Source organism: Methylobacterium hispanicum, assembly GCF_022179285.1.
GTDB classification, from domain to species: Bacteria; Pseudomonadota; Alphaproteobacteria; order Rhizobiales; family Beijerinckiaceae; genus Methylobacterium; species Methylobacterium hispanicum.
In genome coordinates this window covers 1-21673 of the sequence record NZ_BPQO01000011.1, presented here as the reverse complement: position 1 = coordinate 21673, position 21673 = coordinate 1, and the positions used below count along the sequence as shown (strand labels likewise).

At 65.4% G+C, this 21673-nt stretch carries 21 protein-coding genes and 3 pseudogenes; 13 read left to right on the top strand and 11 right to left on the bottom strand.

The genetic code is table 11. From position 1 onward, the window contains the following. Positions 1-106: 106 nt before the first annotated feature. From MFF56_RS14035 to MFF56_RS14015, 4 genes are all read right to left on the bottom strand, one after another. Positions 107-487, bottom strand: coding sequence for an Atg14 domain-containing protein (locus tag MFF56_RS14035; protein WP_238230160.1), 381 nt, complete (start codon positions 485-487; stop codon positions 107-109). A gap of 157 nt (positions 488-644) precedes the next feature. Further along, complete coding sequence (locus tag MFF56_RS14030) at positions 645-1034, bottom strand: hypothetical protein (protein WP_238230159.1); 390 nt, start codon at positions 1032-1034, stop codon at positions 645-647. Between the two features lie 208 nt (positions 1035-1242). Then, complete coding sequence (locus tag MFF56_RS14025; protein ID WP_238230158.1) at positions 1243-2145, bottom strand: hypothetical protein; 903 nt, start codon at positions 2143-2145, stop codon at positions 1243-1245. A 309-nt stretch (positions 2146-2454) separates the two neighbouring features. Continuing rightward, entirely contained in the window at positions 2455-3747 is a 1293-nt protein-coding gene (locus tag MFF56_RS14015; RefSeq protein ID WP_238230157.1) for a flavin monoamine oxidase family protein, read from the bottom strand. Positions 3748-4099: 352 nt separating this feature from the next. Between MFF56_RS14015 and MFF56_RS14010 the strand changes: the two genes are divergently transcribed. The 11 genes from MFF56_RS14010 to MFF56_RS13960 all read left to right on the top strand — a co-directional run bounded on the left by MFF56_RS14010 (position 4100) and on the right by MFF56_RS13960 (position 14636). Beyond that, positions 4100-4840 (top strand): Crp/Fnr family transcriptional regulator, encoded by a 741-nt coding sequence (locus MFF56_RS14010; RefSeq protein ID WP_238230156.1) that lies wholly within the window; start codon positions 4100-4102, stop codon positions 4838-4840. Then, positions 4837-5067, top strand: coding sequence for a hypothetical protein (locus MFF56_RS14005; RefSeq protein ID WP_238230155.1), 231 nt, complete (start codon positions 4837-4839; stop codon positions 5065-5067). Before MFF56_RS14010 ends, MFF56_RS14005 begins: the two co-directional genes overlap by 4 nt. 98 nt (positions 5068-5165) lie before the next feature. Further along, the gene (locus MFF56_RS14000; protein WP_238230154.1) at positions 5166-5348 is read left to right on the top strand and encodes a DUF2934 domain-containing protein; all 183 of its coding nucleotides are present in this window, start codon (positions 5166-5168) and stop codon (positions 5346-5348) included. Between the two features lie 209 nt (positions 5349-5557). Beyond that, a complete protein-coding gene (locus MFF56_RS13995; RefSeq protein ID WP_238230153.1) occupies positions 5558-7078 on the top strand; it encodes an ATPase domain-containing protein in 1521 nt (506 codons plus the stop codon). After that, entirely contained in the window at positions 7075-9123 is a 2049-nt protein-coding gene (locus MFF56_RS13990) for an ATP-binding protein (protein WP_373324074.1), read from the top strand. Before MFF56_RS13995 ends, MFF56_RS13990 begins: the two co-directional genes overlap by 4 nt. Before the next feature lie 178 nt (positions 9124-9301). Further along, a complete protein-coding gene (locus MFF56_RS13985) occupies positions 9302-10333 on the top strand; it encodes a patatin-like phospholipase family protein (RefSeq protein WP_373324073.1) in 1032 nt (343 codons plus the stop codon). Positions 10334-10577: 244 nt separating this feature from the next. Then, positions 10578-11756, top strand: a complete 1179-nt coding sequence (locus MFF56_RS13980) for a zinc-dependent alcohol dehydrogenase (protein WP_238230274.1) — start codon at positions 10578-10580, stop codon at positions 11754-11756. Positions 11757-12029: 273 nt separating this feature from the next. After that, on the top strand, positions 12030-12254 hold the full coding sequence (locus MFF56_RS13975; protein WP_238230152.1) for a hypothetical protein: 225 nt from the start codon (positions 12030-12032) through the stop codon (positions 12252-12254). A gap of 100 nt (positions 12255-12354) precedes the next feature. Then, positions 12355-12552, top strand: a complete 198-nt coding sequence (locus tag MFF56_RS13970; RefSeq protein ID WP_238230151.1) for a hypothetical protein — start codon at positions 12355-12357, stop codon at positions 12550-12552. 511 nt (positions 12553-13063) lie between these two features. Next, entirely contained in the window at positions 13064-13279 is a 216-nt protein-coding gene (locus tag MFF56_RS13965; RefSeq protein ID WP_238230150.1) for a hypothetical protein, read from the top strand. A gap of 188 nt (positions 13280-13467) precedes the next feature. Beyond that, positions 13468-14636 (top strand): IS3 family transposase gene (locus tag MFF56_RS13960; RefSeq protein WP_238230149.1). Its coding sequence is split into 2 segments (ribosomal slippage): positions 13468-13732 and positions 13732-14636, totalling 1170 coding nucleotides; the frame shifts between segments, so codons are not numbered across the junction. 38 nt (positions 14637-14674) lie between these two features. Here the strand turns inward: MFF56_RS13960 and MFF56_RS13955 are convergent. The 7 genes and pseudogenes from MFF56_RS13955 to MFF56_RS13925 form a co-directional block, all read right to left on the bottom strand. Beyond that, positions 14675-14815, bottom strand: a pseudogene (locus tag MFF56_RS13955) (integrase core domain-containing protein); the annotation flags it as partial. A 31-nt stretch (positions 14816-14846) separates the two neighbouring features. Further along, a pseudogene (locus MFF56_RS13950) lies at positions 14847-15656 on the bottom strand (IS3 family transposase); the annotation flags it as partial. Continuing rightward, positions 15644-15994: a transposase gene (locus MFF56_RS13945; RefSeq protein WP_017482586.1), complete on the bottom strand. Its 351-nt coding sequence runs from the start codon at positions 15992-15994 to the stop codon at positions 15644-15646. The pseudogene MFF56_RS13950 and the gene MFF56_RS13945, both read right to left, overlap by 13 nt. 78 nt (positions 15995-16072) lie before the next feature. Further along, a pseudogene (locus MFF56_RS13940) lies at positions 16073-16950 on the bottom strand (IS3 family transposase); the annotation flags it as partial. Between the two features lie 486 nt (positions 16951-17436). Next, on the bottom strand, positions 17437-17961 hold the full coding sequence (locus MFF56_RS13935) for a hypothetical protein (RefSeq protein WP_059410302.1): 525 nt from the start codon (positions 17959-17961) through the stop codon (positions 17437-17439). An 80-nt stretch (positions 17962-18041) separates the two neighbouring features. Further along, positions 18042-18311 (bottom strand): hypothetical protein, encoded by a 270-nt coding sequence (locus MFF56_RS13930; RefSeq protein WP_143739342.1) that lies wholly within the window; start codon positions 18309-18311, stop codon positions 18042-18044. After that, positions 18311-18979, bottom strand: coding sequence for a PspA/IM30 family protein (locus MFF56_RS13925; protein ID WP_059410301.1), 669 nt, complete (start codon positions 18977-18979; stop codon positions 18311-18313). Before MFF56_RS13925 ends, MFF56_RS13930 begins: the two co-directional genes overlap by 1 nt. 147 nt (positions 18980-19126) lie before the next feature. Here MFF56_RS13925 and MFF56_RS13920 point away from each other — a divergent pair, with 147 nt between their 5' ends. Both MFF56_RS13920 and MFF56_RS13915 read left to right on the top strand, forming a co-directional pair. Then, positions 19127-19696: a LemA family protein gene (locus tag MFF56_RS13920; protein WP_059410300.1), complete on the top strand. Its 570-nt coding sequence runs from the start codon at positions 19127-19129 to the stop codon at positions 19694-19696. Between the two features lie 18 nt (positions 19697-19714). Beyond that, the gene (locus tag MFF56_RS13915) at positions 19715-21175 is read left to right on the top strand and encodes a M48 family metalloprotease (protein ID WP_059410299.1); all 1461 of its coding nucleotides are present in this window, start codon (positions 19715-19717) and stop codon (positions 21173-21175) included. Positions 21176-21673: the final 498 nt, after the last annotated feature.

The following is a 21673-nucleotide window of genomic DNA, read 5'->3' as shown; positions in this document are numbered from 1 at the left end:
GTCAGCATCTCGTGTGCGCACGTCAGCATCTCGTGTGCGCACGTCAGCATCTCGTGTGCGCACGTCAGCATCTCGTGTGCGCACGTCAGCACGCGAGGGCATCACGTCATGCTGCACGGCGGGCCTGGGCAGCCTTCGCGAGGCGGACGAGGCAGCCCTCGGCCTCCAGGGCCCGCGACCGCATCCGGGCGAGCTCGTCGCGCAGGCGGGCGGTCTCCGTCCGGAGGCTGGCGTTCTCGGCGCGGAGACGGGCGGCCTCCTGCTGCGAGGCGATGAGTTCCCGGCGCTGGCGCTCGACCGCCATGACGGCACGCTGGGCGGCGCTGACGTTCCGGTCGGCCTGGATCTCGTCGGCGGCGGCTTGGCGGGCGCGGGCATTCTGGATGGACGAATGCAGAGCGCCCGCGAGCATGAGGCCACCGCGGTCGAAGGTGCTAGCAATCCCGTGGGCGTTCGTCATGGCGGCCTCCTGCGTGAGTGCGGCCACGATCTCAGCTCAGGGACTCAGCGTGAAGCCGGGGTCAAGGGTTATCCCTGGCCTGCGGGGTGGATTGGACGCCGCCGCAGGGGAATTTTCGGACTTTGGTTAGCGCCCCGTTACTGCAGTGAACTGTAACGCGGGAGCGGGTTGGACGTGTCCGCCCCTAGCGCAGGCGCAGGCGGAGGCGCTGCTGGAGGGCGATGGCCGCCTCGCGCTTCCTCACGGGCTGCCCCTCGACGCGCGCCCGCCGGATGCCAGCGAGCGCCTCGCGCAGGACGGGCTCCAGGTCGAGCGTCAGGCCGCGGGCATGCCCCTGCTCCCGAAGCCGCCCTGCGACGTCCGCGCTCTCCAGCGCCGCAGCCAAGGCGGTGACAATGGCCAAGTCCACCGTCCTGGGATCGGGAAGCCCCGCATCGCGCCGGGCCTGCCGCTCGATGCGCTTGCGCTCGGCGTCGGTCAGCGTGGGCGGCGGTACGGGGAGCTCCTCCGGCTCGGGGAAGAACTTGGCGAGGTCCGTCGGCTCGGGGAAGGTGTCGATTGTGTCGAAGCCCATGGGAATGCCTCCGTTAAGTGGAGGCAATGGTCCGCCTGGGGGTCGAAATCCACAAGGACAGACGCGTCCGGTGGACGGTGTCTTTCATGCGGGACGCGTCCGGAACCAGGGTTCTCGCGGAGAATGTCCAGGGCTCAACGGGCTGTGGACGGCATCCGGGGGCGCAGGGAGATCGCCACCTCGTAGCCAGTCACACCTCCGAAAGCGATTACGGTGACTTGGACCGACGCGTCGCCTGTGCCCGCTCAAGGGACGCGGCGTTGCGCCGTTCCCGGCGCAGGGTCTCGATGGTCGGCTGCCACCAGCCGCGGGCAAACTCGGCCTGGCTCGGTGCGATCCGCGCGGGCCAAGCCCGGACCAACTCCTCATGCGTCGGCCGGCGCCTTGTCGCCCATACCAATGTGCCGCCCTCGTCGACGACCTCCGGGTAGAAGCGGGCGGCGACCGAGTTCTCGACGACCTCGCCGGTGACCGCCTCCAAAACCACGCATCCTGCATGGGTCATCAGCACAGGCCCGAGCGGCGGAAGCGCGTCCTCGCGCACGGGATAGCGGTTGCGGCGGCGCTCAGTGGCCTCGGCCAGCCTATCGGCATGCTCCGGTGCCGCCCTACGGCTTTGCGCACGCTTACGCCGCTCCTCGGGCTCGGCCCGACGCGCAGCCTCCTCGATGGCCGGCCAGTGTCGGCGCAGTTCCTCGAACGACCGGAACGGGACGCGCCAAGCCTTGGTGGCTGGGTCCCACCGCGCCCATGGCACCTGGCGCAACCCGGCGACGACGTCCCGTGAATAGGGCGTGCGCACCACCAGGTCATCGGCCACCTCCAAATAGGGGCTGGCGAGCGGCTCGAACGTGAAGGCGTCCCGACCGCGCTCGTCGGCATGTGCCAGGACGCCAGACCATTCCCGGCTCGACCATAAGTTCAGGCGGCGCTCCGCGGACGTGCCCGGCACGAACCAGGCACCGAGGTCGTCGCGCCACCGCGCGCGGGGGAAGGCGGCGCGGAACCGCTCCACGGTCATCCGGTCATACGGGAAAGCAGCGGTCGCGCCGGGCTTCCCCTCGCCGGCATCACGCTGCGTCGCGCTGAACTGGCCCGTCCCTCCGGTCACCGGTCGTCCCTACGCTACCCTTTCCGTCAAGCCGCCATGAAAGGCGGACCAACGGCAAGTTCGGGCACAGGAAGCGGTTCCCGTGGCGAACGTCGGACAGGGTCCTCTGTCACACGGATCGTGACCGTGGCACGGTCGGGTTTGCTTTCGATCCTTGCCGACGTCGACGACGGTCGCCTCAAGCGGGTGCTGGTCGACTGGTGCGCGCCCTTCCTGAGCTCTCACCTGAACGACCCGCACCGGCGCCAGCCCGCGGCCGCCTTCGCCCTGCTCGTGGAAGCGCTGCGCCCGCCACAGGAGAGGAGGTCGCTACCAGGCCGCACGCGATCCTCTGGAGGCGTAAGGGCCTCGCTGTCCGAAGCCAAGCCTACCCTTTAACGCCGCCAACGCCTCGTCGGCGGCCCTGTGCCCGCTATCGTGGGCCCCGTGGGCAGTCGTGAAGTCGAAGGGGTGCGTCGCCTCGCCCGCGAAGAAGAGCCGGTTGTCGAACGGCTGGGCCAACCGTGCCCGCGCCTGGGATCGGCCCGGCAGGGCGCAGCTATACGCGCCCCCGATGGACGCCATCCGGCTCCAAGCCGTCGCCGCGAGCGGTCGGATCGCCGAGGCCACGTCGCTGCCGAACAAGGCGATCAACTCGGCGGACACGTATGCGAAGCCGGCAGCCGGGCCTTCCTCCTCCACGATACGGGCGCCGGCGCCCCCGAGAAACGCCTCGATCACCGGCCGGCCGTTGGGCCGGATGGAATAGGAGGCAGACCTCGCGTCGCGCAGGTTGCCGTAGGCGTGCGAGTCCGGCTCGAAGGCGGCATCGCGCCTGATTTCCAGGAAGACCTTCTCGTTGCGCCCGAGCGGAAGGGCGATGGCCGCCTCGCGCCAGGGTTCGGTCCCGGCGGGAAGGCGAATCGCGTCGCCGGCCAGGACCGCGGTCGAGACCGTGAGGATTGAGGCCCCGCCGCGAACGGTGCCGGTCCGCGTGGAGACGGCGACGCCCTCCGCCGTCAGGTCGATCCGCTCGGCGGGGGTCGCCAGGCGCAGCGCCGTGGAGGACGGCAGGCTGGCGGCGACGAGCGTGCCGTAGCCGAGCGGCAGATGCCAGTTCCGGCCCGTCGAAGCGTCGTCATAGGCCAGGTAGTCGGTGGCCGAGATCGCCTCGGGCCCGACGCCGCTCATGAAGCCGGCGATGGCCTGCACGTAGGCGTTCCAGGCGCCGCCAGGCTCAAGGGCATCGCTCGCCCGGTCGCTGCCCGCCGCGATCAAGCGGAGCCGCTCTTCCCAGTCGCCGTACGCCCTCTGCGCCGCCTCTTCAGCGTCCTCGTCCTGGGCGATGCCGGGATGCGCCTTCGCCCATGGCGGGTCGCCCCGGTCGACCGGGAAGCCCGATGCCTCGGCGATACCGACCCAGGCGTTGCGGTCGCCCGAATGGAGCCACTCGCAGCCAAGGTCGAGCGGATAGCCTCCGAGATCCTGAGTGAATGCGCGGCCTCCGAGACGCGATGACGCCTCAAGCAGCAAGGCCGATGCGCCATAGGCCGCGAGTCTCCGCGCGGCGCCGATACCGGCGGCACCTCCCCCTATGATGATGACGTCGAACGCGTTGCCCATCGGGAGAAGGTGAGGTCGTCAGTCACGGCTTCAAGGTTCATGCGGCAGTAGGGTTTTCGCTTCCACCTGGCTACTCGTGGACGGAGCACCCTTCGTTCGCAGGGTTCGCTGCATAGCCGACCCGCTGTGAGTTTGCCTCGTCCGAGTGGAAATGTCCGATATCGGACACCTTACTGGATCGATTGCTAGAACCTGACCTCCAGTCCTCTTCCACCGTCTTAGGGAAACGAAATTTTTCGCGTTGGGGTCTTACCGGCAAGTGAGAATTTTCTATCTTCGACCTTTCAAGAACTCGCGGCCTTCCTGCGTCGTGATCAACGAAAACACCATCCACGACGGACCGCCTTCAGGCATGACGCAGATCTCGCTTTCGCCAAGCCCGCTCGTTCGCAAGATGGAAGGGTTCGGCAGCTTGTCTGAAGTAGACCGTAGCGTGCTGGAAAACCTGGGCACATCGACCGAGACTGTCCCGGCCCATTCGGACCTCGTGCGCGAGGACGAGAGGCCAAGGGGCATCCTCCTGGTCCTAGAGGGAATGGCCTTCCGCTACAAGATGCGCGCGAATGGCTCTCGCCAGATCATGGCCTACCTCGTTCCCGGCGATATGGGCGACCTCGACGTGGGGCTGCTCGACCGGATGGATCACGGCATCGGCACCTTCTCGGCCTGCAAGGTCGCCTGGATCAGGTCCGATGCGCTTGCAAGCATTCGTGAGAATCATCCCGAGGTCGCGCGTGCGATACGCATGAGCACCTTGGTCGACGAGGCGACCTTGCGGGAATGGCTGCTGAACGTCGGCTGCCGCGTGGCCATTGAGCGTCTGGCCCACCTGTTTTCCGAGCTCCTCCTGCGCCTGCAGGTTGTCGGCCTTGCGTCCGAGAACAGCTACACGCTGCCCATCAGCCAGGGTGAGCTCGCCGACACGACAGGCATGAGCGCCGTCCACGTCAACCGCTCCTTGATGGAGCTCCGTCGTCGCGGCCTCATTCAATTCAGCGGCAAAACCCTGTCCATCCTCGACGTCCCGGCGTTGAAAGCGTTGGCCGAGTTCAAGCCCAACTACCTTCATCTCGGCGAACGGAGGGCGGCATGAGCCTTCGATTGCAGCCGGTTCGGGTCGAGACCGGGAGTGGCGATGAGGATGGCCGGCTCGTCTTCAGAGACGATGCCCTGATCGCCTTACTGGTGCGCTTATCGGACAACCACGACGCGGACTCCGGCAAGTGGTTCCTGGAGGCGGGGTTCGGCTGCGTTGCCCAGGAGCGAAACCCTCTCTTCGAAGACCTTGAACAAGCGCAGGCGTGGTTTGCGACGAGGTAGCGGACACGATGCCCGAAGGGGGCCGCGACGCGCCGCACCCATCTCGCTCCCGCGAGGTTCGCCTCACATCACCGTCTCGATCATCAGGGACTTCCGAAATGCCAAACGACGGGATCCCCTTCGAGCGCATCCGAGAGCGTGCCTACGACATCTGGGACCGCAACCATCGCCCAGCTGGCTTCGACTTGGAGTTCTGGCTGATGGCGGAACGCGAGCTGAGGGCCGAGGCGGCCACGGCGACGGCGGATCGGTCTGAAGCCAACAACCCGCAGACCTCGTGAGGAGGATACGGCTCGCTCTGTCTGCTTGAGGATAAGCACCGCAGAAGTTCTCTGCTTAAGGATAAGCACCGCAGAAGCCCTGGGTCCGCGCAACGGCGGGGACCTATTGAGGCTCACGGCGTTAATCCAAGTGAACATCTACCGAGAGGCCGACGAGCCGCCGTGAGCCTGGCGGCAGCCGGATGCCCCTTTCCCGCATCATGGTGCCCATGACCGACGACAGCCCAAATCCCACTGCCGCTGGATCACGCGACGCTGTTTCCACAGGTATCCCTGGTCTCGACGACATCCTTTCCGGTGGCTTGACCCGTGGACGGCTCTTCCTCGTCGAGGGCACACCCGGCACGGGCAAGACGACCCTGTCGCTGCAGTTCCTGCTCGAAGGCGCCGCCCGGGGCGAGAAGGGCCTCTACGTCACTCTGTCGGAGAGCGCCGAGGAGTTGCGCGCTGGCGCCGCTTCCCACGGCTGGAGCCTGGACGGCATCGAGGTCTACGAGCTCGTCAGCGAGCTCGGCCTCGATCCCGAGAGCGAGCAGTCCATCCTGCACCCGTCAGAGGTCGAGCTCGGCGAGACCGTGCGCGAGGTCATGGAGCGCGTCGACGCGCTCAAGCCTGCACGCGTGGTGTTCGACAGCCTGTCCGAACTCCGCCTTCTCGCCCAGAACCCGCTGCGGTACCGGCGCCAGATCCTGGCCCTGAAGCAGTTCTTCGCGTCGCGTCGCTGTACGGTGTTGATGCTCGACGACAATACGGCTGACGTTCAGCTCCACAGCATCGCCCACGGGGTGCTGGTCCTGGAGCAGATGGAGCGTACGTTCGGGTCCGAGCGTCGGCGCATCCGCATCCTGAAGATGCGTGGTGTGAAGTTTCGCGGCGGTTTCCATGATCTTGCGCTCGACACGGGTGGTCTCACCGTCTTCCCGCGGCTGATCGCGGCCGAGCACGGCGCAGACTTCGATCCGGTCACCACCTCCACCGGTCTGGCCGAACTCGACTTGCTGCTCGGCGGCGGACTCGTGCAGGGGACCAACACCCTGCTCATGGGCCCGTCCGGCGCCGGAAAGACGACCACTGCTGTCCGCTGCCTGCTTGCCGCGCTGGAGCGGGGTGCACGCGCGACCTACTTCCTGTTCGACGAGGGCAAGGCGACCTTGCTCGCCCGATCCGCACTCCTCGGCATGGACCTGCGCCCCTACGTCAAGTCTGGGGCCCTGAACCTCATGCAGATCGACCCGGCCGAGATCTCGCCGGGCGAGTTCTCATGCCGGGCCCGCGAAGCCGTCGAAGACCATGGCTCGACCTTCGTCGGCATCGACAGCCTCAACGCCTACGTCCACGCCATGCCGGACGAGCAGTACCTTGTCCTGCAGATGCACGAGCTGCTGAGCTACCTCAACCAGAAGGGGACTACGACAGTCCTCGTCCTGGGACAGCACGGGGTCATCGGCGAGGTCCGGAGTGACGTCGACCTGAGCTATTTGAGCGACGGTATCGTGCTGTTCCGATATTTCGAGGCCGAAGGCGCTGTCCGTACGGCCCTGTCCGTGGTGAAAAGCCGGGTCAACGCGCATGAGCGCACGATCCGCGAACTGATGATCTCGGGCACGGGCCTGCAGGTCGGCGAGGCGCTGACCGACTTCCAGGGCGTGCTCACCGGGTTGCCGGCCTACGGCGGCAAGGTCGCCATGTTGAAAGCTGACGCCGCCACGACGCCGGGACCAAGCGCATGATGCCCTTGGCAGAGGCCGAACACCGGGTCCTGATCCTGGCGCCGCGCGGTCGCGATGCTGGGGTTATCGAGCAGTTGCTCGCGAAGTCGGGGACGCCCGCCTGCATCTGCCCGGACGTCGCGACCTGGGTCGGCGAACTGCGGAACGGCGCGGCCGCCGCCATCGTCACCGAGGAGGCCCTAGTCGAGGCGGATACGGCGGCCCTCTACGCCTGGGTCGATGTCCAGCCGCCGTGGTCCGATTTTCCCTTCGTCATTCTCGCAACCCGTCAGGCCGGACGCCGACCCGCACGTGCCGCCGGAATCATCGAGCGGCTCGGAAACGTGGTGCTGCTGGAGCGGCCCATCAACGCCGAGACCTTAGCGAGCGCGGTCGCGTCCGCCTTGCGGGTCCGGCGCCGTCAGTATCAAGCGCGCGGGCACATCCTCGAACGCGAGCAGGCGCAGGAGCGTCTCAGGATTGCGAACGAGACCCTGGAGCGTCGCGTCGAGGAGCGCACGCGCGAAGTCGAGGCGGCGCGCGAGACCCTAGCCTTCGCGCTCGATTCCGCTGGCATGGGCTCGTGGGACCTCGATCTCATCAACGATACTGCTCGGCGTTCCGGTCGCTACGACGCGATCTTCGGTTACGACAAGCCGGTGGCCTCCTGGGGGCGCGCCGACCTTCTCGGCCATGCCCTTCCGGAGGACCGGCCCCTCGTGGAGGCGGCCTTCGCGAGGGCGATGGAGACCGGCTTCCTCGACATCGAGTGCCGTATCCTACGCCCGGACGGCGCTGTCCGATGGATCGCCGCGAAAGGCCGCGCGGAATATGATCGCGATGGGCTGCCCGTCCGCATGGCCGGCATCGTCCTCGACCGGTCCGAGCAGCGCGTGACCGAGGATGCGCTCCGGCAGGCCCAGAAGATGGAGGCCATCGGTCAGTTGACCGGGGGCGTCGCCCATGACTTCAACAACCTGCTGACGGTCATCGTCGGCGGCCTCGACATGATGATCCGCAAACCGGAGAACACCGAGCGGGTCGTACGCCTGGCCGAGGCCGCTATGGGCGCCGCACGCCGGGGCGAGCAATTGACCCAACAACTCCTCGCCTTCTCGCGAAGGCAGATGCTGCGGCCCCAGACCCTCAACCCGAACCGCTTGCTCCTCGACTTCCGGCCCCTGGCGGAGCGGGCCGCCGGCGGCGCCATCGAGATGGTCTTCGACCTCGATCCGGCCCTAGATCCCATCCGCATCGACCCGGCCCAGTTCGAGGCGGCCGTGCTGAACCTCGTGGTCAACGCCCGTGATGCGATGGAGGGCGGCGAACGCGTGGCCCGCATCGAGGTGCGCAGCCGCAACGTCCGCCTCGACACCGCTGCCGTCGCCGACAAGGGCGTGCCGCCCGGAGACTACGTCGAGATCTCCATCTCTGACATTGGCAGCGGCATCCCGGCAGACCTGCTCGCGCGCATCTTCGAGCCGTTCTTCACGACGAAGGAGGTCGGCAAGGGAACGGGTCTGGGCCTGTCCCAGGTCTATGGCTTCACCCGCAGCGCCGGCGGCTACGTCGATATTCAGTCCGAAGTCGGAGCTGGCACCACGTTCCGGCTCCGGATCCCCCGCTCCGCCGATGCAGCCGGGGAGGAGGTCGGTACCGGCTCCGCCAGCGTGCTGCCTCTGCGTCGCGCCACTGAAGGCGACACCGTCCTTCTGGTCGAGGACGACGAGGGGGTACTCGGCATGGCGGTCGAGAGCCTGGAGGAGCTGCGCTACCGCGTCGTGGTCGCCCGCAACGCCGCCGAAGCACTGGAGCATCTCAGGGGCGTGGAGCGCATCGACATCCTGTTCTCCGACGTGGTGATGCCCGGCGGGATGAACGGGTCGCAACTCGCCGTCGAGGCACAGCGCCTGCGTCCCGGCCTGAAGGTCCTTCTGACCTCCGGCTACGTCGCCAACCTCGACGAGGGGCAGGTCATCGGAAAGGGTGAGCTCCCGGTACTAAACAAGCCCTATCGACGGGATGAGCTTGCCCGCTCCCTGCGTCTTGTCCTGAGCGGCGATTAGTATCCGGCGACAGCTCACAATCCGATGACCCCCGGCATTCCCGATGCCCCATGGTCAGCCCTGGCACCACAAGGCTCAACCGCATTTGCCATCGAGTCCGAACGACTACGACCCATCAACTCTGGTCTCCGGCAACGACCCCGGCGAGGCGTCAATCGCCGGATCAGATAGGGACGCTTTGACCGCGGTCGTGTCGTCGGGAAGCCGGGACATTGCCTTGGTCCTGAGCGGCGGCAATGCGCTCGGAGCCTACCATGCGGGTGTGTACGAGGTCCTGCACGAGCGCGGCATCCGGCCGGACTGGATCGTGGGCGCCTCGATGGGTGCGGTCACGGCCGCCATTGTCGCCGGGAACACTCCCGAAGATCGCGTCGCCAAGCTCCGCGGGTTCTGGGCCGAGGCGACCCAGCACACCGGTCCCAGCATCTCCGGCATGCTGAAGCCGCGTCAGGTCTATAACGGCCTGCATGCCGTCCTGACGCTGATGTGGGGCCGGCCCAACATCTTCCAGCACCGCTGGCCCGGCCTGTGGTCCGCGCTGCCCGGGGTGCCCAACGACGTCGCGATGTTCGATCACGCGCCCCTGCTGTCCAGCCTCAACCGGTACGTCGACTTCGACCGGCTCAATCGGGGCGACGTCCGCGTCACGATAGGCTGCGTCGATGTCGCGACGGGCGAGGAGGTCTACTTCGACACCGCGCACGGGACGGTGCGAGCCGAGCACGTCCTCGCCAGCACCTCGCTTCTCCCGGCCTTCCCACCAGTTGAGATCGACGGCCGGCTCCTGTGCGACCTCGGCTACACCAACAACCTGCCCCTGGACCCGGTCTTTGCGGACGCGCCGGAGCGCGACCTCCTCTGCATCGCCTCGGACCTCTTCAACCTGCAGGCGCCCCGGCCAGCATCGCTCGATGCCGTGCTGGAACGGGCCAATGACCTCATCTTCGCCAGTGCGGGCCGCCGAACGATCTCGGCCCTTGAGCGGGAGTACGAGATGAGGCAGCGGCTTGAGCCGAACGGACCGACCGTGACGTTGCTGCATACGGTCTACAAAGCGGCCGCCGACCAGCTCTCGGCAAAGAGCTTCGACTTCTCGCCGTCCTCAATCCGCGATCGTTGGTCGGCAGGCGGGCGGGACATGGCCAATGGCCTGGCAAGGCTGACTGGAGGGGCGCCCAATGGTCGGCGCTTCGTCTACGAAGCGGTTTGAGGGATAACCGTTGGCACGCCCGCATCTACCGCGCCTGGAGGCGCCGTAGCACCGTCATACGGAGACGGGAAAGGACACCATCGTGGTCCGCTTTCCGGCCGAGGCTATGCGCTCGGCTGCACGGTCGACGTGGAAGTAAATTCCTCGACAACCGGATCACGCTCGCGTGACGGACATTACCTCCCTGGTGGAAGCGGTGGGGGTCATCCGTGCCGACACACCTCGAACCAGGAGCGTCGACAGGATGAAAGCACTCACGTGGCAGAGCCGGGGCAAGATCTCCTGCGAGACCGTCCCGGACCCAAAAATCGAGCATGGCCGCGACGTCATCATCAAGGTGACCGCCTGCGCGATCTGCGGCTCTGACCTCCACCTCATGGGCGGCTTCATGCCTACGATGGAGTGTGGCGACGTCCTCGGCCACGAGACGATGGGCGAAGTGATCGAGGTCGGGCGCGACAACCAGAAGCTCAAGGTCGGCGACCGCATCGTGGTGCCCTTCACCATCTGCTGCGGTGAGTGCCGCCAGTGCAAGTGGGGCAACTGGAGCTGCTGCGAGCGCACCAACCCGAACGGCAAGCTCCAGGCCGAGACCTACGGTTATCCGCTGGCCGGCCTGTTCGGCTTCTCTCACATCACGGGCGGCTTCTCCGGCGGCCAGGCCGAGTACCTGCGAGTGCCCTATGCCGATGTCGGTCCCATCGTGGTGCCTGAGGGGCTCACCGACGAACAGGTCCTGTTCCTCAGCGATATCTTCCCCACCGCCTACCAAGCCGCCGAGCACTGCGACATCGGCCCCGAGGACACCGTGGCGATCTGGGGCTGCGGCCCGGTCGGCGTGCTGGCCGTGAAGTGCTGTCTGATGCTGGGTGCCAAGCGCGTCATTTCCGTCGACAGCGTACCGGAGCGCCTTGCACTGGCCCGCGAAGCCGGCGCCGAGACCATCGACCTCTCCAAGGAGAACGTGCAGGATACGCTGATGGAGATGACCCACGGCTTGGGCCCCGACTCCGTTATCGAGGCGGTGGGCATGGAGTCCCACGGAGCCGACACCACCCTGCAGAAGGTGTCCTCCGCCATCATGGAGCACACCGTCAGCCTGGAGCGTCCCTTCGCTCTGAACCAGGCGATCCTAGCCTGCCGTCCGGGCGGAAATGTCTCGATGCCGGGCGTCTTTGCCGGTCCTGTGGGACCCGTGGCCCTCGGCATCCTGATGAACAAGGGCCTGACCCTGAAAACCGGCCAGACCCATATGGTGCGTTACATGAAGCCGCTGATGGAGCGCATCCAGAACGGCGACATCGATCCGTCCTTCATCATCAGCCATCGCTCCACCAACCTGGAGGACGGCCCAGCGCTATACGACATGTTCCGGGACAAGGAGGACAACTGCACCAAGGTCGTGTTCAAGCCGCACGGGTAGACCTCGTCCGCAGTAGGACCACCCCTGGGCGTAAGACCGCATCCCATCCCATTGGCCCTCCAGGCCGATGGGAGACAGGGTTAGGTGGGTTGCCTCCAAGCCCTCATGTCACGCCACAAGCCCTGTCCATCCGAGGGATGATCAAGGCGCCTGCAATGCCTCGGGCCGTACGTCCCAGAGGATGCTCGGGCAGCTTTCGTGACGAGGTTCGACACGGAGCCCTGCGCGCGTTTATCGCTTGGTCGTGGCTGGCCCACATGGGATGACCGAACGATGCGCATTCCCTCGTTGCCCGATCACAGCGTGGCCGTCTCGGCTTGCCGGAGCGAGAGGGGCCGCTTCCGATGGTCGGTGACGACCGCCGGCTATCACCCGTACCGCTCCCAGGCTTCCTACCCCTCGGCCTCCATCGCCCTGGCGGCCGGAATAGCCCACGCCCACGTCCTGGCGGACCGGCAGCCGATCAGGGGTCGGATCAACGACGGGATCTGGATGTGACGCCGCATTCGGGTTCTCAACCGGATCAAGGAGGCGATGCGCGATAAGCTTAGGCGAATACCCAATCAAGGCGCATACTCGGAGCCTCAAAGGACGCCCCATGCACATCATCGAACTCCGACGCCAGCCGCGTTCATCGGCTGCGCGGGCCGCTATCGTCGGTGCGACGCGTGCGTTGAACATGGCCTTCCCCGTCATCCTCGACGAAGCGGTGCCCAACCGGCTTGGGCGGGCCGTGGCAGCCCTCTTCGAGGCCGAGGCCATCCTGGCGCTTCAATGCCTGCCCGAGGCTGCCTGAAGGGCACTTGGGAGATCCTGTCGCGGACAGGATGGACGCTTCATGCGTCAGGGCACGGATGGCAACATCCTCGTCGGCTCCCTGCCGTCGGTTCGGTCGGCGTAAGGGGGAACGTCCACGAGGGTGCCGATCAAGCGAAGAAGCGCTTGCTGTTCGGGCTTGCCGGTTCCGTCGCTCAGGAACGCCCCCAGCTCGACGTGGCGGAGCCGTCCGCCTGACGGACTATTGGGCTGGTGGATGACGAAGGCCCGGCCGTTCTCGGGTTCGCGGCCGAGATGCCAGGAATCCCCGTTGGGGCTTTGATAGAGTTCCCGTCTATTCGACATCGGGTTCAGCCCTCTCCATGAGGATCAAGCATACCTTGGACGGAACGAGCGCGCGAGAACTGAAAGTGTCATCACGCGATCCGCAAGGATGGGCCAGTAATCCTCAGCAGGGTTTTTCACATGTGACGAACGCTTCGTGTTAGAAGAGCCCGCCGGCACCGTTCGGCGGAGGCAGAACAATGCCGATGAGTTCACCGATATTCGGTATTCGACGGGCCGAATGCCTTGCGGAGCTGAACGCCTGCATCGTCGAGGCGGAAACCTCGACGTCCGCGAAGGCCGTCACCACCATGATCCTCACGGCGACGGGTTTTGACACCTCCGAGGTCTTGCAGGGGCTGTGGGCCGACATGGACGCCCTGGCAACTTTGCGGGACGTCCGGCGCAGCTTTTTGGTGTAACCCGCTACGAATCCCAATCCCGCTCGTCAGTCGCCATCCGACCGAACGGCTTTCAGCCGCCAGGTGACGAGGTAAGCCTTGTTCATCGTAAGGGTAACGATGGCACCAGCCTCGTTCCATTGGTGGCCTGCCTCCTGAAAAGTGGTCCTCCCTAAGGTATGGCTTCGAGCCATGTGGAGGATGTTGTCATGGGACGGAAGAAGCACACGGCTGAAGAGATTGTCGCCAAGCTGCGCCAAGTTGATGTTCTGGTCTCGCAAGGTCGCAAGGTTGCCGAAGCAATCCGGTCCATTGAGGTGACTGAGGTCACGTATTACCGCTGGCGTTCCGAGTACGGTGGCCTGAAGGGCGATCAGGTCAAGCGGCTGAAGTCCCTGGAGACAGAAAACCAGCGCCTTCGTCGGGCGATCTCCGACCTGACCTTGGAGAAGCTCATCTTGAAGGAGGCAGCTTCGGGAAACTTCTGAGCCCGGCTCGCCGCCGGGCTTGTGTCGCTTACGTCGTTGCCGAGCACGGTGTGTCCGAACGTTTCGCCTGCCGTGTCCTGGGGCAGCATCGTTCGACGCAACGCAAGACCGCCGTGGTGGTCGAGGACGAAGCTGCTCTGACGGCCGCGATCATCGCATTGGCCGTCCAGTACGGGCGCTACGGCTACCGTCGGATCACGGCCTTGCTCCGACGTGACGGCTGGACGGTGAACGTGAAGCGCGTCGAACGGATCTGGCGCCGTGAAGGGCTCAAGGTCCCGGCTCGCCAACCAAAGCGGGCACGCCTTTGGCTCAACGACGGCTCCTGCCTGCGACTACGGCCCGAGCGGCCTGACCACGTCTGGTCCTACGACTTCGTCGAGCACCGGACGCACAATGGGCGCAAGTACCGGATGCTGAACGTCATCGATGAGTTCACCCGCGAGTGCCTGGCCATCCGGGTCGCCCGTAAGCTCAAGGCGCTGGACGTGATCGACGTGCTCTCGGATCTGTTCAGTTTGCGCGGCGTGCCCGGTCATATCCGCTCGGACAACGGGCCGGAGTTCATCGCCAAGGCCGTACAGGACTGGATCGCGGCGGTTGGATCGACGACCGCCTACATCGAACCGGGCAGTCCGTGGGAGAACGGGTATTGCGAGAGCTTCAACGCGAAGCTGCGCGATGAACTCCTCGACGGCGAGGTGTTCTACACCCTGAAGGAAGCCAGCGTCGTGATCGAGCAATGGCGGCGGCACTACAACAGCATCCGACCGCACTCGTCGCTCGGCTACCACCCGCCTGCACCGGAGGCCGTCATTTGGCCAACGGAACCGAGCAGCTCAGCGCCGCTCGCACAACCCGCCATCGTCACGCGACCGACGATGCACTAACTTCGAACCTGGGCCACCGAATGGGGGCAGGCCAAGCCCTCGATCATGATCTGCGCCTCCTTGAGCGTGTAAAAAATCTCGCCATTCAGCAGCTCGTTGCGTATCTGTGCGTTGAAGCTCTCGACATATCCGTTCTCCCACGGCGAACCAGGGGTGATGTAGGCCGTCCTTGCGCCAACGGCTGGAGTGCGCCCCTATCGGTAGACAGGCTCAGGCGAGGGGTTTGACCCGCTGCCGGGCGTGTTGCTCCTCGAACTGCACGGGGCTCAGATAGCCGAGCGCGGAATGCAGCCGCTTGGCGTTGTAGACTTCGTCGATGAAGCGCGGAAGGTCAGCCGCGACATCGGCGAAGGTTTCGTACTCCGTCACGTACACCGCTTCGACCTTGAGCGTCTTCATGAAGCTCTCGGCCTTGGCGTTGTCATAGGGATTGCCGCGGCGTCCCATCGAGCCGACCAGTCCATGCTCGGCCAGGACCTTCCGGTAGGCAGCAGAGGCATACTGCGACCCGCGGTCGGAATGATGCACGCAGCCCTTGGGCGGCGAGCGCGCCGCCAGGGCGGCCTCCAGCGCGGCCACGGCCGTGCGCGCTTCGAGCGAGCGGCTCACGGCATAGCCGACGGCCTTGCGCGACCAAGCATCGAGGATCACGGCCAGATAGACGAAGCCGTTCGGGACGGCGATGTAGGTCAGGTCGGCGATCCAGAGCTGGTTGGGGCCGTCCGGCACCCGCTCGGCCGCCACGTTCGGGAAGACGGGCAGGTCGTGGTCGCTGTCGGTCGTTGCCTTGAACCGTCGGCGCAGGCGCGGCTGCAGGCCGTGCTCGCGCATCAGGCGGCGCAGCTTCTTGCCGTTGACGACGATCCCCTGCTGGCGCAACGCCGCTCCGACGCGTCGATAACCGTAGCCTTCGAACGCGTCGCACAGGTCCGTCAGGCGGGCCAGCAGCTCGGTTGCATCCGTGCTGATCGCCGGCTGGTCGTAGAAGGTCGAGCGCGGCAGGCCCATCAGCGTGCATCCTCGGCTGACCGAGAGACCGGCGGGCCGGCAACGACGGACATAGTCACGCTTTTCTGCGCTCGTGCGGGCTGAAGCCCCCCTTTGAGGAACTCGATCTCCAGCGTCTGCCGTCCGACCAAGCGCTCCAGCATCGCGATGCGGGCCTCGTACTCCTGCAGGAGGTCGGCAGCCTGCACGTCCTCGTCGAGGGCGCCCGCCTCGTGCTTGGCGATCCAGACCCGGATCAGATTGCGCGAAAGATCGTGACGCAGGGCGAGGCCGCGGAGCGTCTCGCCCGCGAGATACGCCTGCACGACCTGCCGCTTGAACGCGACACTGTGGGTTCGATACCGAGCCATGACTTCCATCCTCCGGAAGCCCAGCGCGGCGGGTCAATCCTCAGGTCCAGCGCCGTCCACTCCCAGGGGCGCACTCCAGGCCGCAATCCAGGACTGCACCGACTTGGCGATGAACTCCGGACCATTGTCTGACCGAATGTGCGCCGGCACGCCGCGCAGGATGAACAGGTCGGACAGCACATCGATCACGTCGGCCGCCTTGAGCTTGCGATCCACTCGGATGGCCAGGCACTCGCGGCTGAACTCGTCGAGGACGTTGAGCATCCGGAACTTGCGCCCGTCGTGGGTGCGCGTCTCGACGAAGTCGTAGGACCAGACGTGATTGCGGTGCTCCGGGCGCAGCCGGATACAGGAACCATCCCCGTCCCACAGCCGTGCGCGCTTGGGCTGGCGGGCCGGGACCTTCAGCCCCTCCTGCCGCCATAGGCGCTCGACCCGCTTGTCGTTGACCAGCCAGCCGTCCGCCCGCAGTAGGGCGGCGACCTTCCGATAGCCGTAGCGCCCGTAGCTACGGGCAAATTCGATCAGCTCGGCGACGAGCGCCGCCTCGTCATCTTTGCCCCGCGGCGCCTTGCGCTGTGTCGAGCGATGCTGCCCGAGTGCCTTGCAGGCCCGACGCTCGGAGACCTTCAGCACGGTCCGGACATGCTCGATGCAGGCGCGTCGGCGCGCGGGGCTGGTCAGTTTCCCCGGGCGGCTTCCTGCAGGATCAGCTTGTCCAGGGTGAGATCGGCGATGGCTTTTCTGAGCCGCTGGTTCTCCGTCTCCAGATCCTTCATCCGCCGGACCTGATCCGACTTCAGGCCGCCGTACTCACGCCGCCAGCGGTAGTAGGTCACCTCACTCACGCCGATCGCGCGGATCGCCTCCGCCACGCTCTGGCCTTGCCCGACCAGCACGTCCGCCTGCCGCAGCTTGGCGACGATCTCCTCAGGCTTGGGTCGCTTCCTCGACATCGATCCGTCCTCCAGGCTCAAAGCCATACCAAAGGGCGGACCACTTCATTGGGGGCGGATCAGTGTGAGGTCGAGACGGAAGACGTGGGCATTCTGGATCGCGTCCGTGAGACCTTCGGGGACGTGCGGATCGGCCCTTAAGGATCCGCTGCCGACCCAAACCGGTCACCCAGGCTCGTGCTTCATCCGGCTAAAAGCGGACTTCGGAATCTATGGCCGCGGATGACTGCGATTGCTCGAATGCAGAATAGCAGATTTCGAGCGATCAGGTGGCGGGAGCATCCTTCGTGGTGCGTCAATGTTAGATCGACTCAGGCCTTACGCTCTGCAATTTTATGGGCCGACCAACCAGTAGGATCCCTATAGCGACCCACTTCAGCACGACGAGTCGTGGCTGACTCCACCTTCAAACCGTCGGATCTACGGTTCGGACCCAAGAGGCTTCACCCGAGCCTGCTCTCCTCAGCTTGTCGCAGGGGCTTGCAATCACGTTAGCTTGGCACGTCCGTCCTGCCTTCGGCCAAAGGCTCGGACGCCAGTGGCCAGCGCAGGCTCCTCAACCTTCAGGTCGGCTACAGGAGGCTTGCTTGTCCGCGAGATTGAAAAGCCGGATCGGATGATCGTCAGCAGGAAGGCGGTCAGCATCAACACAAAAGCGCCAAACGAGATGATCCGCTGCTGCATGTGCTCTATCCCGAGCGTGGTCCCGATCCGACTAGGATCCATGGTCGCGCGCAGCAGGCGTGCACGTTCACCGGACCAACTGCCAAACACGAGATAGTTGAGCGTCCCGCCGACGCGGCTTGGATCACGTCGAGCAACGTACTCGATGTGGCACGTCGACACGAGATAGTACCAGCGCGTGCATTTCGACTCCTTGATCGCCAGGTCGTCGACCAGTACCCAGCGTCCGCCGACTTGCAGATCGCTCGCGAGCTGTGGTCCTGCGTACACCAGAGGACCTACGAGCGTGAACGTTAGGGCGGCAAGGAACAGGAGGGTCCGAACCATCTGTCTGCCTCCGATAGCTGTGCGATGCGTGCAGCTGTGGTGCGTAAGCGGGACTTAAACATTTCAGCGAGGACGGGACGTTAGCCCCGCGCTTTAGCGAACAACCGTTTGCCGGACCAAGCCATGAAGGCTGCCATGGCGCCGACGCCGAGCAACGTCGGCAGGCTGCCAGCGAGGAGGCCGCCGGCTAGCGCCGCGAAGCCCCAAAGCAGGGCAAAACTCCAGCAGATCAGGCCGCGCATATAGTACGTGCCAGCTCTGGCCGCCGCAGCACCGGCGACGGCCGCGGATCGTGCCCCGGTGACGACTGCGCTCTCGCGTCCCCAGACTTCGGTCGGCTTGCGGATCATCAGGCTGCCCGCCCTGCCTTGAGCGCAGCCAGCCGCTGGGCGACGGCCGCGCTCTTCTGCAATGCGTCGATCTCCGCAACCCGGTGGATCGTCCCTGCTTCAGCCGGTGTGAAGCCGACGCCGCCCACACCCTTCATGGCGCGCTCGAACGCCTTCTCCGCAACGTCGAGCCGCTGACCGGGCGTGTGTTCACGACGCATGGAACCGGAGCCATTCCCCGCCTCGCCTTTGGAGACCTCGAAGGCGGCAAGCGCTTCCTCCATCTGCCCCTTGCGCGCCACCAGTGCCGCGAGGCCGGCCTCCAGTTCTGCCTCCTCAACCCGAACCTGCGCCTGCACATCATCGAGCGCCCTGGCTTGGGTCTCAAAGTCGATCTGCCGGGACAGGGCCGCCTCGGCGAGATCCTCTCGGCCCTCATCGACGGCGAAGGCGGCTTTACCACCCAGATCCTCGATGCGTTTCGCGAGCAGCTGTTGCTGGCGCGCTGCCTGCAGCCGACGCACCGTGATGCTTTCGAGTTCCGCCTTCGCCTGATCGATGGCCCGCTCCGCTTCACGGACGGCTTCGCGCATCACAGCCGGGCCACCTGCGGCTTCCAGCCTGTCGATCGCGTCCTCGACAGAGGCCGATAAAATCCGCGATATCCGTGAAAAGATGGATTCAGACATGGCTCACCTCAACAGCATCCATGAAGCAGGATCGCCTGTCGCCCATTGAATTTAAATTAATACCGAACAGTAATTATCGGTGAGATAAACAGTTTCTATACCCGGCGCCTCTATCCTGGCACGTGTGTTGGGGAGAGGCTTGCCCTTATGATTGATACCAGTCTCGTCCTGCTGGCCATCGCGCTGGCCGCCGCTCCGTTCTACATCGTCGTAGCGACACGGAACCGGCTCGTGGCGCTTGATCAGCGTTGCGAGACGGCTTTCGCCGACATCGATGCGCACCTCAAGCACCGGCAGAACCTGATCCCCGGGCTGGTCGAGACGGTCAGAGGCTATGCCAAGCACGAGCACGATGTCCTGCTCAGCGTCATCCAGGCCCGCACCGCCGCCCTCGCGGCGATCCAGCCCGAGGCACGCCTTGAGGCTGAGAAGAACCTAACACAGACCATCAATGCCCTGATCGGGGCGGCCGAGCGCTATCCCGAGTTGAAGGCATCGAGCCACTTCACGGCGCTGCGCGACGAGTTTGTCGCCGCCGAGAACCGCATCACGGCGTCGCGCCGCTTCTACAACCTCTCTGTCGGCGAGTATGGGGCGACGCTGCGTCAGTTCCCCGGCAGCCTCATCGCGCGGCTCTGGAAGATGCAGCTGCGCAAGCCATTCGACCTTGGCATCGAGCGCGTCCTCATCGACGAACCTGTCGCCTTCAAGTTCTGACTTGCCTGCGAGATCCATATGCTGCGCGTCAACGGCCTGTTCGGCTGGATCGCCGCGAATGACCGGCGTTCGCTGGTCCTGTTCGCCGGCTTTCTCGCCGCTTTCCATGTTGGAGCCGTACTAGCGCTCTACTTGCCGCTTGCCGCCCTCGATCCAGAGCATGCGCCGGTCTTCACCTGGGTCGGCTACGCGAGCCGCTACCTGGTTCTGGTGACGCTCGCCGGCATCATCCTGTTCGTTGCGCTACTGCTCTGGCACGTTCACGCAGTGCGCAGGGTCATGGCGTTCACGTTCGTCGACGAGCAGGACGAGCCGCGCCTGTGCCGCATCGTCGAACCGCTGGCGCTCAGTATGGGATTGCCGGTACCTTATGTCGGCGTGATCCGTTCAAGTGCGCTGAATGCGTTCGCCTGCGGCATCCGACGCAAGGACGCGGTCGTCGTGGTGACCCGTGGGCTCATCGATGGTCTCGACGACGACGAACTGGCGGGAGTGGTCGCGCACGAACTCGCGCACATCCGCAATGGCGACATCCGCCTGATGGCGGCCGCCAACGTGTGCCTGCGCCTGCTCGATCTGTTGATTACGCCGCGGATGAAGGAAACCACTCCGCTTAAGGAACTCGTGGGTCTCCCGATCCTGACGTTGTGGTTTCCGCCGATCCTCGTGTTCGTGCTGATCGTCAGCTTCGTCGCCCAGTCGGCGCTGAAGGCGGGCCGGCTCGTTCGGCTTCTGATCTCCTCATCCCGGGAGTTTATCGCCGACGCAGTCGCCGTGGAGGCTACGCAAAACCCGGCCGCCCTCATCTCGGCCTTGCGGAAGGTGCACGGCCACAGCGCGATTGCTGGGCTTCCGTCCGGTCAAGACGCGATGATGATCGACGGCGCGGCCGAGGGCGGACTGGCGACACACCCGAGGATGGATGAGCGCGTGAATGCGATCATCGCGATGACCGGGTCGATGGCACTCATTGCACCTGCGCGGCGCGACACGCGCCCGGATGCACTGCGCCGACCGGCCGACCATCTGTGCGACGCATTTGTCAGCCCCGGCCGGCGCGAGGCGTTCCGAGCGATGAGCGCCCTCCGTCGCGTTGCCACCGACGACACAAGGAATTGGCTCGGCCTGACCCGCAACATGAGCTACGGCGTCATCTTGGCGGTGGCAGCAATCCTGTGTTGCAACGCCAAGCGCCTCGACCGCCCAGCCGTATTGATCGAGATCTTCGATCCGCAGCCCTTCAACGTGTTCCTCGCGGCTGCAGCCAAGGGTATGGCCTGCAATATTGGGGCGATCGCCTCAATGGCTAACGTTCCACATCTGGCTCGAAAGTGCGATCCGAAAGAGTTGAGCGCGTTCCTCTCCGTACAAAGCGAGCATGCTGGGCCGTTTGGCGCGATGTTGACTATGATGGCCGACGCACCGGATGGCACCTTTGCATCGACTAAGATCATTCGGAACAAAGAAGTTGGTCGTTAACTCATCCAGCACGGTCGAGCGCACGACCAGCCAAACAGCACGATCTGTTTGCAGGTCCGGTTTGGTTGCGTCGGTCCTCGTAAGCGGACAGGCAGGAAACCACCCGGAGCGGTCATTCAGCTGTTTCGACCGTTATGTACAAAAAACGAACGTTTTCCCGACGATCACTGACCACGCATGCTCGGTCGACCAAAACGATTGCAACCGCGTCGGAGAACCGTGTCGGCTATTCAAACGTCGGCAAAACGCGCGTCACAGACGCCTGTAGCAAGAATGCTGCGATGTCCGGTTTAGCGCCTCGCGGTGCCGAAATCAGCCAGTCGGCTTTCGTGAAGAGTTTCGGGCGCCGGCAGGCGTACGAAAGTCTCCGAGGAACGAACCCGCGGAGACCGAGGCAGTCGGCTATGGGGATTGAGCGATCCGGCCTGATGGCGCGGGCGAGCGCGATGGCCGGCGAGGGGCTCGGCGGAGATGGCGGGGTGATCCGCCGGGACAGGC